The organism is Yoonia sp. D2-7 (genome assembly GCF_055809435.1).
Genome location: NZ_CM147912.1, coordinates 165,392 through 180,739, shown reverse-complemented (window position 1 = coordinate 180,739; position 15,348 = coordinate 165,392). Strand labels below are relative to the sequence as shown.

At 55.0% G+C, this 15,348-nt stretch carries 13 protein-coding genes; 6 read left to right on the top strand and 7 right to left on the bottom strand.

What is annotated here, in order from left to right; genetic code table 11:
• Positions 1-3 precede the first annotated feature (3 nt).
• From AC0L7R_RS00795 to AC0L7R_RS00780, 4 genes are all read right to left on the bottom strand, one after another.
• Positions 4-801, bottom strand: coding sequence for an alpha/beta fold hydrolase (locus AC0L7R_RS00795; RefSeq protein ID WP_473658332.1), 798 nt, complete (start codon positions 799-801; stop codon positions 4-6).
• Positions 798-3,011 (bottom strand): PAS-domain containing protein, encoded by a 2,214-nt coding sequence (locus AC0L7R_RS00790; protein WP_473658331.1) that lies wholly within the window; start codon positions 3,009-3,011, stop codon positions 798-800. Before AC0L7R_RS00790 ends, AC0L7R_RS00795 begins: the two co-directional genes overlap by 4 nt.
• On the bottom strand, positions 2,999-4,114 hold the full coding sequence (locus AC0L7R_RS00785; RefSeq protein ID WP_473658330.1) for an FIST N-terminal domain-containing protein: 1,116 nt from the start codon (positions 4,112-4,114) through the stop codon (positions 2,999-3,001). Before AC0L7R_RS00785 ends, AC0L7R_RS00790 begins: the two co-directional genes overlap by 13 nt.
• Positions 4,115-4,191: 77 nt before the next feature.
• Positions 4,192-4,902 carry a response regulator gene (locus AC0L7R_RS00780; protein WP_473658329.1) on the bottom strand — a complete coding sequence of 237 codons (711 nt, stop codon included), beginning with the start codon at positions 4,900-4,902 and terminating at the stop codon, positions 4,192-4,194.
• Positions 4,903-5,108: 206 nt separating this feature from the next.
• On the opposite strand from AC0L7R_RS00780, the gene AC0L7R_RS00775 reads away from it, so the two are divergent.
• The 6 genes from AC0L7R_RS00775 to AC0L7R_RS00750 all read left to right on the top strand — a co-directional run bounded on the left by AC0L7R_RS00775 (position 5,109) and on the right by AC0L7R_RS00750 (position 11,730).
• Positions 5,109-5,621: a CoxG family protein gene (locus AC0L7R_RS00775; protein ID WP_247128042.1), complete on the top strand. Its 513-nt coding sequence runs from the start codon at positions 5,109-5,111 to the stop codon at positions 5,619-5,621.
• A 25-nt stretch (positions 5,622-5,646) separates the two neighbouring features.
• Positions 5,647-6,132, top strand: a complete 486-nt coding sequence (locus AC0L7R_RS00770) for a (2Fe-2S)-binding protein (RefSeq protein ID WP_348108333.1) — start codon at positions 5,647-5,649, stop codon at positions 6,130-6,132.
• Between the two features lie 66 nt (positions 6,133-6,198).
• Positions 6,199-8,571: a molybdopterin cofactor-binding domain-containing protein gene (locus tag AC0L7R_RS00765; protein WP_473658327.1), complete on the top strand. Its 2,373-nt coding sequence runs from the start codon at positions 6,199-6,201 to the stop codon at positions 8,569-8,571.
• A 12-nt stretch (positions 8,572-8,583) separates the two neighbouring features.
• Complete coding sequence (locus AC0L7R_RS00760) at positions 8,584-9,372, top strand: FAD binding domain-containing protein (RefSeq protein WP_473658326.1); 789 nt, start codon at positions 8,584-8,586, stop codon at positions 9,370-9,372.
• 125 nt (positions 9,373-9,497) lie between these two features.
• Positions 9,498-9,917 (top strand): globin domain-containing protein, encoded by a 420-nt coding sequence (locus AC0L7R_RS00755; protein ID WP_473660466.1) that lies wholly within the window; start codon positions 9,498-9,500, stop codon positions 9,915-9,917.
• 37 nt (positions 9,918-9,954) lie between these two features.
• Positions 9,955-11,730, top strand: coding sequence for an EAL domain-containing protein (locus AC0L7R_RS00750; protein ID WP_473658325.1), 1,776 nt, complete (start codon positions 9,955-9,957; stop codon positions 11,728-11,730).
• 3 nt (positions 11,731-11,733) lie between these two features.
• Here the strand turns inward: AC0L7R_RS00750 and AC0L7R_RS00745 are convergent, their stop codons facing one another.
• The 3 genes from AC0L7R_RS00745 to AC0L7R_RS00735 form a co-directional block, all read right to left on the bottom strand.
• Positions 11,734-13,254: a heme biosynthesis HemY N-terminal domain-containing protein gene (locus tag AC0L7R_RS00745; protein ID WP_473658323.1), complete on the bottom strand. Its 1,521-nt coding sequence runs from the start codon at positions 13,252-13,254 to the stop codon at positions 11,734-11,736.
• An 11-nt stretch (positions 13,255-13,265) separates the two neighbouring features.
• On the bottom strand, positions 13,266-14,498 hold the full coding sequence (locus tag AC0L7R_RS00740) for a COG4223 family protein (RefSeq protein ID WP_473658322.1): 1,233 nt from the start codon (positions 14,496-14,498) through the stop codon (positions 13,266-13,268).
• Positions 14,499-14,583: 85 nt separating this feature from the next.
• Complete coding sequence (locus AC0L7R_RS00735) at positions 14,584-15,291, bottom strand: uroporphyrinogen-III synthase (RefSeq protein WP_473658321.1); 708 nt, start codon at positions 15,289-15,291, stop codon at positions 14,584-14,586.
• Between the last annotated feature and the right edge of the window lie 57 nt (positions 15,292-15,348).

The following is a 15,348-nucleotide window of genomic DNA, read 5'->3' as shown; positions in this document are numbered from 1 at the left end:
TCGTTAGCCAACAAAGGCATGTGTGATCCGACTGTTAGGGTCCTTCAACCCCTCAATCACAGAGAAATGGTCATGACCTTCGTTGATTTGACAGGTGATCTGCGCACCTTGCGCTGACCATGCCCGCCCGAACAACTGCGCTTGGCGGATAAATTCAGGACGTTCATTGCCACCAACCCACGCGGTGATCTGTGCCGTCGAATGCGGGTTCAATAAAGCAGGACTTTCGCGGTCAGCCTCTGCTTCATCAAGACGCAAAGTCGCGTTCATCTTCGTCTGCATCAACGGACGCAGATCATGGACGCCGCTGATCGACAAAGCGTGGTCAATACGATCCGCAATCAGACTATAGGCACAAACCATCCGCGCAACCAGATGCCCACCTGCCGAATGCCCCGCGATACGAATAGGTCCCGACACCAAAGTCGCGGCATGGGTAATCGCGGCAGTGATCTGTTTGGTGATGTCGCTGATGCGCGCCTCTGGGGCCAGTGTATAGCTTGGCAAACACACCGCCCAACCCCGCGCACGCGCCCCTTCGGCATATGCTGTCCACATGGATTTGTCGGTTTGCATCCAATAGCCGCCATGCACAAAAACAGCCAAGCCCTGCGGTGCCCAATCCGGTAAAATCAGGTCAAACACTTCACGCGGGGCTGCGCCATATGCGATGTCTTGTTCGATCCGGATGCCACTGTAGCGGTATGCTGCGGCCTCGGATGCCCAGCGATCCGGAAAGGTTTCTGACCCCGGAATGTAGGCTGAATTGGCGAATGCATCGTCCCAATCAAAATCCGTCACGTTTGTTCCACACCTTCTTCTCGCAGCACGACAAGGAAACTTAGCAGCTTTTCCTTGTCGATTGGTTTTGCCAGCAGCTTAAGCGACAGCGCCGCGCAATCGCGACGCAACGCCTGACTGTGATCCGCCGAAATAGCAGCCGCAGGCACATTCCCGTAAGCCGCTTGTAGATCGCGATACAAATCAATGCCGGTCACGTCGCCGCCAAGTTGATAATCCAGCAGGACCACATCAGGCACCAATTGAATTTCTTCGAGCAGATCTTTTGCGTCTTGCGCGTTGCCTGCTGGCAGAACCTCTGCTCCGTGGCTTTCCATCATGAATGTCATGGCTGTGGCCAACTGCGCGTCGTTTTCCACTAACAAGACGATCATCCCGTCAAGCGCATCTCCCCAATCCGCCTGAAACTGCGGAATTGATCCAAGTGTATCACCGCTGCCCAGCGCGATCTTCGTATCCAAGATAAAACAACTGCCGCGCCCGATTTCAGACCGCAGGTTCAAATCATGACCAAGGCCCTTTGCCGCGCGGTCAACAATCGCAAGCCCAAGGCCAAGCCCGTCATTCGGTGTCGCCCCATCCAATCGTTCGAATTCTTGAAACACGGTTTGCTGGTCTTTTTCCGCGATACCCGGTCCAGTGTCCCACACTTCGACGCGCGCTGAACCTTCATGGCGGCGCACCCCAACCACAACACGGCCAGTCGTCGTATATTTGATCGCATTGGAAATCAGGTTCTGCATAATCCGCCGCAAATACCCCGGATCGCTTTGCACACTTAGGCTGCTTTCAATGATCGTTAGGGATAGACCTTTCGCCGCCGCCACAGGTGTTAGTTCATCGCGCAACGGGCCAAAAATCGCAGACAATCTGACAGGCTGAATATCGAACACGGCTTTGCCCGCGTCCAGTTTGGAAATATCCAACAAGGCGGCGATGATGTTTTCAACGCCAGCAAGCGCAGTCTCTGCTTTGCCTAGAACGTTCAGGGTTTGCGGCGTATCCAACTGATCCGACAGAGACGACATGAACAATTTAGCGGCAGACAACGGTTGCAAAAGGTCATGCGATGCAGCCGCAACAAAGCGCGATTTCGACGCATTCGCACGTTCCGCTTCGGCCAGCGCCACACCTAGCTCTTCGGTCCGCGCAATTACGCCCGCTTCCAGTGTTTCGTTCATGTCGAACAGCGCCCGCGCCGCTTGGCGTTCCGACGTGACATCGGTGAAACTAATCACAAAACCCCGATCCGGCATTTCCTGTGCAAAGACGCTTAGGATTTGGACATCATTTCGGGTAACTTCGAACGCAATCGGCTTGCGTCGCGACCGATGATTGGCCCAGCGCGACAACCGCGCATCGTCAAAACCATCATGGAAGGTCAATTCGTTGCGAATGTTGCCCAATAGCGCCGAAAACGTCAGCCCATGTACGCTTTCATCGGCCGGCATCGCTGCAAAATCGCTCATTGTTTTATTCCAACCGACCAGTTCTTTGTCATGGTTGAAGATACAGACCCCTTGGTTCAGGTGATCGAGGGTGGCCTGCAGAATACGTGCTTGTTGATCCAGCAATTGATCCCGCTGTTGCCGTTCGGACCGCATCATGTCGGTCACATCTGTTTGCAGAATAACCGTACCGCCCCGCGCCGTGCGGTGTTCCGAAATCTGCAGCCAGCGATTCCATCTCAGCCTGACGTTAAACACGACGTGGTCGTGGCTATGACGGGACAAACGGGCAGCAGCCCAATCTGCAGGGCTTTCCCCGCTTTCATGCGCCAAATGCGGGCTTCGCGACACCAATTCGACGTATTCCTGAAACGGTAATCCTTCGGCCAGATCGTCGGCAACATCAGCAATATCGCGGCAAAACCGACTGTTGAACAACACCAGCCGTTCATCCGGATCAAACAGCGCAAAGCCTTCGTTAATTGTTTCAATCGCTTCAGTGATGTTCGTTCGCGCAGCTTCGGTTTCGAAATTCGCCTGCTCCAACCGCGCATTGGAATCCTGTAGCAGATCAAGCGTCCGTTCCAGTTCCTGCGTTCGCTGCCGCACCTGCGTTTCAAGCAACGCCGCGCGTTCAAACTGCTGATACGCCAACCCCGACTGATCATTCTTCTGCTCGACACGCCGCATCAGCGATTGGGCAATCACCAATAACTTTTCGTTCTGCCGTTCTAACGGATCATTCGGGTTTACGATCGACATGCGGTGCTATCTTTGCGGAAAAAGGCAACGCCAGTCATCGTTTGGTTCACATGCAACGGGCCAATTTGTTCGCCATATGTGGAAAAGCCGGTCACGTTATTCTTGGCCATAATGGACGACAATTCGTTCGTCATTTGGGTTTGTTCGGCCTCAATACGACGCAGGATGCAATCACACCCGATGATATCCGTGAACGGTTGATCAGCGGCCATGTCTGCCATTTTATCCGACAGATGGCTGGCCATATTCTGGGGCGTCGCCACCGTCAAAACCATGCCTTCATCAATCGCAGAAAAGAAAACCAATTCGCCCGCGTCGTTAACCTGCTGAATGGCGCGCACATGGTGATCTCGACCAATCCGTACGACCACGGGATGCGACGCGAACGTAAACCGGTCGAGCTGTTCAGGGTCCTTACCTACAATCCGCGCATATTCACGACCAGCGGGTTCCGCGTTGATCGATTTCACGATCCGCAGCTCTGGATCAGCATCGGTCACGACCATTTGGATATCGGTCGGCACAAGGTGATCAAGGCTGAACACTTTGGTGCGGTGGCGACTGCGGATCATGTTCAAGACAGCACCATTCGCCATGATTTGCCCGTTCAAAGCGACCAGTGTTTCAGTAAAATCCGCGCCATCCCCAGCGGATGCACCAAACAACGGCATATCGCGCAGCGCAGGTGAAATCGTCGTCGTCAGCGCATCTTCACGCAGGGACAAGCCGTCAACAATCAAGAAGGCAAACCCTTCTTCCATCTCGGGGCTACGGTCTTGCAAGGCGACACGTTCTTGGGCGACGCGGTCCATTTCGGATTCAACCTGAAAGTTTTCGAGATCGGTGAAAGCCAAAGACTTCGACGCGAAATCAGCGGTTGGAAAGCCGACCGCAACGATCAAACCGTCATCATAGCCCATTGCGCCAATTTCGCCCGCCGTGGTGCAGGCAACGACATCAGTATCCGGATAAAGCTGCCCGGCTTCTGCAACAACGCTTGGAAAATCGGCCTGCGACGTGACGAAAAGCGCCAATAGCGCAAGCGGTTCATCACCCAGCAATTGCCGTAATGCTTTGACTGGCGCGGTTGTTGTACACCGCACCTCCGCCTTACAGAGCACGCTCTGGCGGACTCCCCCCGTCGTCGTCATTGTCGTTTCTCCCTGACCGAAAGATATGATCAGGTCTCTCCGTTTGGCAATCTGTTAAAGAACCGCGCTTCTTGCGCGACCAACACCGCTTGTGTCCGGCGCTGCACGCCCAGTTTACGCATGATCGCGGTGACATGGACCTTAACGGTGCCTTCCGCGATCGACAGATCAAACGCGATTTGCTTGTTCAGCTTGCCTTCGCAAATCAATTCCAGAATACGCCCCTGCTGGTTCGTCAAAGACGATAGTCGGGTCAGAACCTGTTCCAGATCATCCCCGTGCGCCGATTCGACAAAACCTGCGGGCTTATAAACGCCGCCTTGCGCAATCGCGGCCAAGGCTTCTTTGAACACGGCCCTGCCGGAATGCTTCGGCACAAATCCAGACGCACCAGCCGCAATCGCCCCGCTGATGATCGCATTGTCGGTCATCGACGACACGATCACAACGGGGGTTTTTTCCGCGCCACGTTTGATGCGGATCAATCCATCCAGACCACTGACGTCAGGCAAATTCAGATCAAGTAAGATCAACGCAGGACCGGGTGATCCCCTGTCCGCCAAAACACGAAGCCCCTGTTCAATACAGTCGGCAGTGACAACTTCGGTGAAGTCATCCAACGCGCTAAGCGTCAATTCCAACGCATCACAGAAAAGCGGATGGTCATCGATGATCAATGCCCAGCCGCGGGTATGCGCAAAACGCGTGTCGGCGGAGGCGGTTTGAAGATCACTTATCATAACGCCAGTAAATCAGCCAATTGCAGCCGCGCCAATACACCAAAGGTCTAAGGCCGCCTTGTGACCCCACCGCAGAAATGTTTTGGCGAAGCGCAGTCTTGGTGTCATCATCTGCACACGACTCCTGCGTCACTAAGCCCTTGGTCGTATATCGCCAAGATGATCGCGGTCCTAGGTTAAGCTGCGCAAGCAAAACGGAATACCTTATGAAATTAACCGATAGCCGTACTATTCAAGCGGACGTGACCACAATCTGGGCAGGGCTTCTGAACCCTGACGTGTTGAAAGAATGCGTACCAGGATGCACCGAAATGTCCGGATCCCCCGAAGAGGGATTCGAAGCCACTGTCGTGCAGAAGGTAGGGCCAGTGAAGGCGACCTTTAAAGGCGCGGTGCAATTGTCCGACATGGTCGAGAACGAAAGCCTTGTGATGACAGGCGAAGGCAAAGGTGGGCCAGCGGGTTTTGCCAAGGGCGGCGCGAACGTGCGGCTAGAGGCCGATGGCGACGCCACGATCCTGCATTACGATGTTGAAGCAAACGTTGGCGGTAAGCTCGCGCAGCTAGGATCACGGATCATCGACGGCTTTGCCAAAAAAATGGCCGATCAGTTCTTTGCGAACTTTCAGGATGCGGTGGAACCACCCGATCCAGATGCGGCCGACGCAGAAGACGATACAAAAAAGAAAGGCTGGTTCCGGCGCATGACCGGCAGCTGAGACGAGAAATCCAAGGGAGGATGCGATGACAAAAGTCACGATGACCATCAACGGAAAAGAGGTTTCCGGAGACGTAGAAGGGCGCACATTGTTGTCGTCCTTCTTGCGTGAAGACTTGCGCATGACGGGGACTCACATCGGCTGTGATACGTCGCAGTGCGGCGCCTGTGTTGTGCACGTCGACGGCAAAGCGGTGAAATCCTGCACAATGTTCGCGGCAGAAGCAGACGGCGCGCAGGTATCCACAATTGAAGGCCAAGCGAATGCAGACGGGTCTTTGAACGTGATCCAACAGGCGTTTCAGGATCACCACGGCCTGCAGTGCGGGTTCTGTACACCGGGCATGGTGATGACGACGGCTGCACTGCTTAAAGAAAATCCGAAACCGACCGAGCAGGAAGTGCGCGAGCATCTGGAAGGCAACATCTGCCGCTGCACCGGTTACCACAACATCGTCAAAGCGATTTTGGCGGCATCGGGTCAAGATGTCAGCGCAATCGCTGCAGAGTAAGCAAATTTTCTAGAAAATTTGGACGTCGTGTCGAGGAGGGCGCGATGGACAAAGGGAGGAACGTAAATGCCTAAAGATGGTGGAATTGGCGCAGCAACCACGCGCCGCGAAGACGTCCGGTTCTTAACCGGCACAGGAACCTATACCGACGACATCCAAACAAACGCCGAATGCGCGGCTGTGTTTGCACGCTCGACTGTGGCGCATGGTGTCATCAAATCAATCGACACAACCGCAGCCGCAGGCATGCCCGGCGTACTTGCGATCTTCACCGGCGAAGATTTTGCAGAGGTTGGCGGCAACCCCGCTGGCTGGTTGATCAACAGCCGCGACGGCGAACCAATGCAAGAACCAAAGCGTCCGGTTCTGGCACATGGCAAGGTCCGGCACGTCGGCGACGCTTACGCCGCTGTCATTGCTGAAACGGTTGCACAGGCCCGTGATGCGGTTGAGGCGATTGAAGCCGATATCGAAGAACTTCCCGCCGTCGTAAACATGAAAGACGCGCTTGCTGGCGATAATTATGTGCATGACGAAATCGGGACAAACCAGTGTTTCGACTGGGGTTGGATCGAAGACAACCGCGCGGCAACCGATGAGGCGATCAAGAACGCCCATCACGTGACCAAGCTGGAATTGGTCAACAACCGCCTTGTGCCAAACGCAATGGAACCCCGTTGTTCCATCGGCCATTACCACCCTGGCACCGGCGACTACACGCTGCACACCACATCACAGAACCCGCATCTGACACGGTTGCTGATTTCTGCATTTGTGATGGGCATCCCTGAGAACAAGCTCACTGTGATTGCCCCCGATGTAGGCGGTGGTTTCGGGTCCAAGATCTATCATTACGGTGAAGAAGCGCTTGTTCTGGCAGCCGCCAAAAAACTCGGTCGCACGGTCAAGTGGACTGCTGACCGGACAGAGGCGTTCCTGACGGATGCTCACGGTCGTGACCACGTCACCAAGATCGAACTGGCGCTGGATGAAGCTGGCAACTTCCTTGCTTTCCGGACCGAAACACACGCCAACGTCGGCGCGTATCTGTCCAATTTCTCAACCGCGACACCAACGTTCCTGCATGGCACTTTAATGGCGGGCAACTACACGGTGCCGCTGGTCTACGTGAACGTCAAAGCAGTGTTCACCAACACTGCCCCCGTCGATGCGTACCGTGGTGCCGGACGGCCAGAGGCGACTTATTCGCTAGAGCGTGTCATCGACATGGCGGCCCGTGAAACAGGTCGCGATCCGATTGAGCTGCGCCGTCAGAACTTCGTCAAACCGGATCAATACCCCTTCGCGTCTGCTGCTGGTCTTGAATACGATTCAGGCAACTACGACGCCCTGATGGATAAGATGGAAGAGGTCGCCGATAAGGCTGGTTTCGAAGCCCGTCGGAAGGAATCTGAAGCCAAAGGCATGCTGCGTGGTTTCGGCGTGAACGCGTATATCGAGGCCTGCGGCATCGCGCCGTCAAACCTTGTTGGTATCCTCGGCTCGCGCGTTGGGCTGTATGACGCCGCAACTGTCCGTGTAAACGCGACTGGCAATCTGTCTGTCATGGTCGGTGCGCACAGCCATGGCCAAGGCCACGAAACGGTGTTCCCGCAGGTCGTCGCCGAAATGCTAGGCATTGATCCACAAAGCATCGACATCGTTCACGGCGATACATCCAAAATTCCGTTCGGAATGGGAACCTACGGGTCACGTTCCTTGGCGGTTTGTGGATCAGCCGTGGTGCGGGCCACCGAGAAAATCATCAACAAAGCGAAGAAGATCGCAGCCCACATGCTGGAAGCAGCGGAAGGCGATATCGACTTCACTGATGGTGAATTTTCTGTGGCTGGGACCGACAAAAAGGTCAGCTTTGGCGAAGTCGCATTGAAGGCCTACATCCCCCACAACTTCCCGCTCGAAGACATCGAACCGGGTCTTGAAGAAACAGCTTTCTACGATCCTGCGAACTTTACCTATCCATCAGGCGCGTACTGCTGCGAGGTCGAAGTCGACCCTGAAACCGGCAAGGTCCGCGTGGACCGGATGACGGCCGTCGATGACTTCGGTAACGTGATCAACCCGATGGTTGTTACCGGTCAGGTGCATGGGGGTCTGGGTCAAGGGATCGGGCAAGCGTTGCTTGAAAACACGACCTACGACGAAAACGGGCAACTCTTGTCGGCGTCTTACATGGATTACACCATGCCGCGTGCCGACGATCTCCCGAACTACATCGTCGATCATAGCCAGGGGAATGCCTGTACGCATAACCCGTTGGGGGTAAAGGGCTGTGGCGAAGCAGGCGCAATTGGGTCGCCGCCAACGGTGGTCAATGCCGTGATCGACGCGCTACAGTCCGGCGGTAAGAACGTCACGCACATCGACATGCCTGTCAGCCCGCATCGGGTTTGGGCTGCCATGAACAACGCTGAATAAGGAGAGCGGACCATGTATGCATTTGACATTGAACGGCCCGCAACGGTGGCAGACGCCGCCAACGCGTTGGCAAACGAAGACGCACAGGCGCTGGGCGGCGGTCAAACGCTGATCCCGACGCTGAAGGCCCGGCTCGCCAGCCCCGAAAAGCTGGTCAGCCTGTCTGGTATCGCCGAAATGCAGGGCATGTCGTCGGAAGGCGGCAATCTGCGGATCGGTGGTGGAACTATCCATGCGACCGTCGCATCCGAGGCTGGCGCGATCTATCCAGCGCTCGCCGGTCTTGCGGCCAACATCGGCGATCCTGCTGTGCGCAATCGCGGAACCATTGGCGGATCAATCGCCAACAACGACCCTGCAGCGTGCTATCCTGCCGCAGCCTTGGCATCCGGTGCGACGATCGTGACAAACACGCGTGAAATCGCAGCAGACGACTACTTCCAAGGAATGTTCACGACGGCACTGGAAGAAGGCGAAATCGTCACAGCGGTATCTTTTCCAGTTCCGGAAAAGGCGCACTACGAAAAGTTCGTGCAGCCCGCGTCGCGCTTTGCGCTCGTTGGGGTGTTTGTCGCCAAATACGCGGACGGTGTACGCGTCGCCGTGACAGGCGCATCCAATGATGGCGTGCATCGCTGGACGGCCGCAGAGGAAGCGCTTTCCGCGAACTTCTCAGCTGACGCCTTGGCGGATCTGACAGTCCCAGCGGATGATCTGATCAGCGACCTGCACGGGACCGCTGAATATCGGGCGCATCTGGTCAAAGTCATGACCGGACGGGCTGTTTCGAAAGCCAGCTAAGACCAATTGAAAACAACAGAAGGCCCCGCCATTTGCGGGGCCTTCTTCATTCTCGGTTGGGGTCACTTAATCTTAGGAAATTCAGGTCATGTTCGGCGACGTAACGGATGAAGAACGTGGACCTCATGTTAACCGACAACCAAATTGATCTCATCAGGGATTCCGCCGAACGAATAGCCGAAACCAGTGTCGCGGCAACAAATGCGTTCTACGCAAACCTGTTTTCAGCCGCACCAAGCATCCGAAACCTGTTTCCGGACGACATGTTCAACCAAAGCGAAAAACTTTGGAATTCCATCGTCATGGTCGTGGAAAGTGCAGACGACCTTGGTGAAATCACGGACGCGCTGAAACAACTTGGCGCCAGACACGTGCAATACGGCGCTGAACCGGAACATTACGAACTGGTGTCACAGATTCTGATCGAAACGATCTCAGCGCTCATGGATAATCACTGGACCCTTGCACATCAGGATGCGTGGCAGACTGCACTCAATGCGGTTTGCACTACCATGCTGAAAGGTGCTGCTGACAGTGGGACCTGAAGAAACACAACGACCGACAAGCCATACTTCATTTCACATGGCCCGTTTCAGTGTGCTGCTAGACGAAGTGCATAACCTGCGTCTTGCCAGCCATAATTTCGCGATGTTGTGCTTATCTGCCAGTACATTGTCCGATAGCGGGCCAAACGACGCACGTGTTGTGCGTCAGCGATTGCGTGAAATATCTGGTTTGTGGGCCCGTTTGCGGAATGCAGGTGATCACATTCTGCACGGAAGCGACAGCCACCTCATTCAGATCATGTCAAAAGCGTTTACGCGCCAAACCAAGGATTCGTTCAGATGTTTTGAAGACATCGGCATTAGCATCTGCACTCAGCTTCTGTTTGATCAACGTCCTGAAACAACGGAATTGCGTGAACTAATGCGGATCGTGACCGAAGATTTGCATCAAACGATAGACGGGCTTTTAGCGGCGGCCCGACATGTTGGCCAAATTGGGGATCAAAGCGCATCCAGATTGGCCTCTGTCGATGAACTGACTGGTTTGCCAAATCGGCGCGCACTGTATGACCATATCCAACGGTACGACGCAGGACATTGGCCCCATAGCAACGTCGCTGTGATGCAGATCGATCTGGATCGTTTGAAAATCATCAATGACACGATGGGGCATGCGGCCGGTGACAAGGCGCTGCGCCACGCGTCAGCTGCGATGATATCCGCCGATCATCCCAACATGTTTGTCGCGCGTACCGGTGGGGACGAATTTGTACTCCTGCTATTCGGCGACTTCGATTCTGACGCGCTAAAGGACATCGCCGATCAATTGATCGCCACTATTTCCACACCTTTCATCGTAGAGGGCAAGGAATGCTACGCAGGGGCAAGCGTTGGGATCGAAACAGGCAGTTTTGCGGATGGTCTGCCGCTTGATTCATACATTCGGAACGCTGATCTCGCCCTTTATACCGCAAAGAACGGCGGGCGCGGTAAAAGCAGGTTCTTTTCACCCACATTGCGAACCCAAATCGAGAAGGTCGAAGAACTACAATCGGACATGCGCGAGGGCCTGCAAAAAGGGGAATTCAGACCATATTTCCAGCCGCAAGTCGAAGGACGATCTGGCAAAATCGTTGGTTTTGAATCCTTGGCGCGATGGCATCACCCTTCACGCGGGGTGCTGACACCATTCCATTTCCTGTCTGCCGCCGAAGATGCGAGATTGCTCGATCAGCTTGATCAACACCTGATGGTCAGCACCTTTACCACGCTCCGTACATGGATTGATCAAGGGCTCGACGTGCCACAGGTTTCCCTGAACCTGACAACAAGCCGCCTGTTAGATGTCGATCTGGTTGATAGCATTCTGTTCGCGGCAAGCGATGCGGGGGTCGATCCTAGCAAGATCAGCGTTGAAATTCTCGAAAGCGCGATGATTGATAACACATCAAAGCGCATGATCGAGAATATCAAAAATCTGTCCGCTGCAGGTATCAAAGTGGAACTTGATGATTTTGGAACAGGCCATGCGTCGATATCAAACCTACGGCATTTCAGGGTGGACCGGATCAAGATTGATCGCAGCTTTGTCAAAGACGTCCATCTATATTCCGAACTCGCTCGCATCACATCCGCGATGATCGGGTTAGCGCATTCTTTGCGGATCGATGTATTGGCGGAAGGAATCGAAACACCCGAAGAACGGCTCGTGCTCAATGCGCTTGGCTGCGATCACATTCAGGGGTTCGGCGTGGCGCATCCTATGCCAGCAAGCGACGTGCCTGACTGGCTTCAGGCAACGCAAACGATCAAGAAGCTACCGCCGCGCCGTCGTAAAAACAGCGCGGCATAGGTTTTATCTGACGTGACCTGGTTTTGGATCGGTTTCAGTCGCCACATCTACCTCTGGCGCATCGACAACTTCTTCGGCGTCTTCGATTTCAACAACGATAACATCGTTATCAGGGGTCGCCACATCATCTGGTTCTGCAGGCTTCGCCAATTGACCAACAATCAATGGCAACATTTCGGTTCCAGATGGCATCGCCACATCGCCCTTGGTCGGTGTCGTCCACGCCAACGTGTCGAAAGAAGAGCAATTGTCACACACAGGAACCCAAACCGGATGCACGTGCTGACATGTTGAACAGACCCACTGCGGACCACGTGATGCAGTCAACGCTTTAGTCAACCAACCACGGACGACTTCATCGCTTTTGCCTTCACCACGTTCAATCGCCGCCATAAGTGTCAGGCTTCGCGCAGTCGGATCCGTTGTGACCAGATCGCCAAGCGCGCGTTTTGCTTCTGGGAAATCCTCCGCAGCGATGTTCAATTCGGCCAATAGCATTTTCGTTTCAGGGTGAACCGGCTTCACTTTCGTCAACGTTTTGAAACGCTTCAGACGTGCAGCGGCGGTTTCATCCGGTGCAATCTCGGCAAAGGCAGCCGCCAGATCAGGGTGCGGCTGGGCAGTCCACGCCTTTACAATCACACGTGACGCATAGCGCGCATTGCCAGCGGCAACGTAACCACGCGCAGCCATACAGGCAGCTGGGATCAGATCCGGCGACATCCGGTTCGCTTCAATCGCAGCTTCGCGGGCTTCGACATCCTTGCCTTCGTTCAGGATATCCTTGGCTTCGGACAGCGCCAGAACGGCATCACGACGACGGTGCACATCGCGCGGCAACGATCCTGCTTTCAGTTTGGCATTCAGCGTTTCGCGCGCACCTTTCCAGTCTTCTTTCTCAGCTTGCAGCTTGATCAGAACGTCCTGTGTTTCAGTGTGCTTTGGCTTCAGCGCGAACGCCTTTTGTGCCAATTTCAACGCCGTATCGGTTTCGCCATCATCCAGCTTTTGCTTGAGAATACCGCGCACACCTACGAAGCGGGTGCTGTCATCTGCCAGCAGCTTTTTATACGTCGCTTCGGCCTTACGACGATCACCGGCCATTTCAGCGGCTTGTGCTGTCAAAAGGTTCGTCAGCTTCGGGTTATCAAGGTAACGTTCGGCGCGGGACGCTTTTGTCATCGCAAGGTGACCTTCGCCAGATGCCAGCGCCATCATCCCCTCGGAAAGCGCCTCGAACCCTTTGCGTTCACGGTTGCGGTCAAAGTAGCGCGAGATCGCGGTTTCATCGCCGTTCAGGAACTTGAACGTCGCAATCAGCAATTTAACCAACCGCAGACCCAGCCACACCAAAACGACCAGTGCGATAAAGGCAAATACCGCTTCAAGCACCGACAGTGTTATCTCGATCCCGCCAATGGTCAGGGCAACACCGCCTTCGACCTCAAGCAATTGCGTCGCGCCGTATGTCAGGCCAGTGACAATAAGAATGAAAGCCAGAATTTTGATCAGGGACCAGAGCATCGCGTTGACCTTCAGTTATCGTTTAAGGAAGTAGAAATGTCGTTCGCCGCAGCCAGCGCATCAGCACGGGCCTGCGCCTGTTGCACCCAGCCAGCCAATGGACCAGCGGCACCTTCAGGAAGGGCGGACACTTCAGACAATGCGGTTTCAAGCTGGCCTTCTTTCAAAGCAGCTTCCGCACGTGACAATATGGCATCTGCGTCATCCCCATCACGAGGTGCAACAGACCGGACGTTAAACTGTTCCCGCAAGAACGATCCAAATGCGCCGGTGCTTTCGCCGGATGACCCATCAGATCGCGCGTCGGACAATGCTTGACGGGCCGCAGGTGGAAAATCGCCTTGCAGCTTCGCCAATGTCGGCACGCCTTCGGCAACTGCCGTCAAAGCATCTGGCGCAGGTTCGCCCAGCACATCTTCGAGTTCAGCCAATGCAGCCGTCATCGGCGCACCGGTATCCAAAGAACTGCGGATCTGTGCCAGTGCTGCGCGACCTTTCGCGTTACGCGCGGCCAACAAAGCAGCTTCTTCAATCGCTGCCGCTTCTTCGCGGGTCGATTCAAGTTGCGCAAAAGCGGCGCTTGCTTGTTCTTCGACTTGAGCACGCAGGTTGTCCAGCTCTGCCTGATAGGCCTGCAGCGCAGTGTCTTGTAGCGTACCATCCGCACTTGGCTGCTTTTCCAGCGCGACAAGGCGGTCTTCAAAAGAGGTGATTCGTTCACCAACGGACGCGAATTGGTCTGTCACCTGACCGCTAAGGGCCGCAATTTCGTCCGCCAAAGGCGTGATGTCAGGACCAGTTCCCAAACCCGCGATTTCAGCCTGCAAATCCGCAATCGCAGCTTCATTTGTGTTCATCGTTTCAACCATCGCTGGTTCAAACCGTGGGATGAAATAATAAGCAGCGCCAAATCCAAGACCCGCTGCAATCAAGCCGCCTAAAATGGCGGGCAAGAACACACTATTCGATGCGGAATCGTGTGGCTCAAGAGACGTGTGGACCTGTTGCGTAGGCGTTTCCGGCGATGACACGGGTGTATCATCAACGGTCGTCTCTTCGACGATAGGTTCCGGCGTAATCTCTTCGGCGACAGCAACTTCTTCTGGCGTGTCGGGGATCGTTTCTTCGGTGACATCTTCTGTCACCTCCGGTGTTTCGTCAGGCGTTGCCTCGGCAATCGTTTCTTCGGCTTCGACCACGTCTGGGGTCTTATCCTTTTGACTAGATTTGCTCTTCTTGGCCAACGTATCGCCCTTTCCCAACTCATCAACGCGACCCAAAGGCCGACAGTTCACGTTATAACGCGTAGCACAGACCCTCAAGTCATGATCAGGGGGAGATTTCGGCATATCGCGCCAAAGTCGCCGCAACCATCCCCGCCCCATCGCGGGACTTTGCAACTGCGCGACTGACGACGGGCGCGTTTTGCTGCACGACATCAATCGCTTCACTTATGACGACGAGATGCAGCGGTGCATTGAAATCCGCAATCTGTCCGAACAGTTTCGCACTGCGCGGCGAAAAAAGTGGCACAATTATAGGGGTTTCGCCTCTTAATGTATCAAGCGCCAATTGCGTGGGCGCAATCGCAACCTGATCATAGGCGATCACAGCTTCGCAATTGATACCTGCAGCAGATACATCGTCGACGACAGTGCCAGCGACATGACGACCCCGCAGATGAACCATCCGACCAACCGGTGCCTGTGCGACAATAAGCGCCACAAGACTGCGATTATTCCCATCCGCGATCCGTACATCAAACCCAAGCTCGGCCGCCGCCTGCGCAGTCCGCGATCCAACGCACCACGCTGTTATGCCAACAGGGATTCCCACGCGCAGTGCTTGCGAAACACCATTCGTAGACGTGAAAATGACATGCTCCACGTCATCCAACGCCCCGAAAACCGCAACCGGCACGATTTCAATCAAAGGACAGATAACACAGTGCAAAGGCCCACCATGCGCCGCTTCCAACGACGCGGCAAACGCTTCTGCCTGCGCTTTTGGTCGTGTGATCAGCACAGTTGCTGACATGTCGGATCGCCCCGCAGTTGTTTTGCCCTGTGCAGAGTGTTACCTGCGAAACGGAAA

Bases quoted from the DNA above. Each gene is read 5' to 3' on its own strand.
- AC0L7R_RS00790 (WP_473658331.1), bottom strand. From the start codon at position 3,011: ATGTCGATCGTAAACCCGAATGATCCGTTAGAACGGCAGAACGAAAAG.
- AC0L7R_RS00780 (WP_473658329.1), bottom strand. From the start codon at position 4,902: ATGATAAGTGATCTTCAAACCGCCTCCGCCGACACGCGTTTTGCGCAT.
- AC0L7R_RS00775 (WP_247128042.1), top strand. From the start codon at position 5,109: ATGAAATTAACCGATAGCCGTACTATTCAAGCGGACGTGACCACAATC.
- AC0L7R_RS00770 (WP_348108333.1), top strand. From the start codon at position 5,647: ATGACAAAAGTCACGATGACCATCAACGGAAAAGAGGTTTCCGGAGAC.
- AC0L7R_RS00765 (WP_473658327.1), top strand. From the start codon at position 6,199: ATGCCTAAAGATGGTGGAATTGGCGCAGCAACCACGCGCCGCGAAGAC.
- AC0L7R_RS00760 (WP_473658326.1), top strand. From the start codon at position 8,584: ATGTATGCATTTGACATTGAACGGCCCGCAACGGTGGCAGACGCCGCC.
- AC0L7R_RS00755 (WP_473660466.1), top strand. From the start codon at position 9,498: ATGTTAACCGACAACCAAATTGATCTCATCAGGGATTCCGCCGAACGA.
- AC0L7R_RS00750 (WP_473658325.1), top strand. From the start codon at position 9,955: ATGGCCCGTTTCAGTGTGCTGCTAGACGAAGTGCATAACCTGCGTCTT.
- AC0L7R_RS00745 (WP_473658323.1), bottom strand. From the start codon at position 13,254: ATGCTCTGGTCCCTGATCAAAATTCTGGCTTTCATTCTTATTGTCACT.
- AC0L7R_RS00735 (WP_473658321.1), bottom strand. From the start codon at position 15,291: ATGTCAGCAACTGTGCTGATCACACGACCAAAAGCGCAGGCAGAAGCG.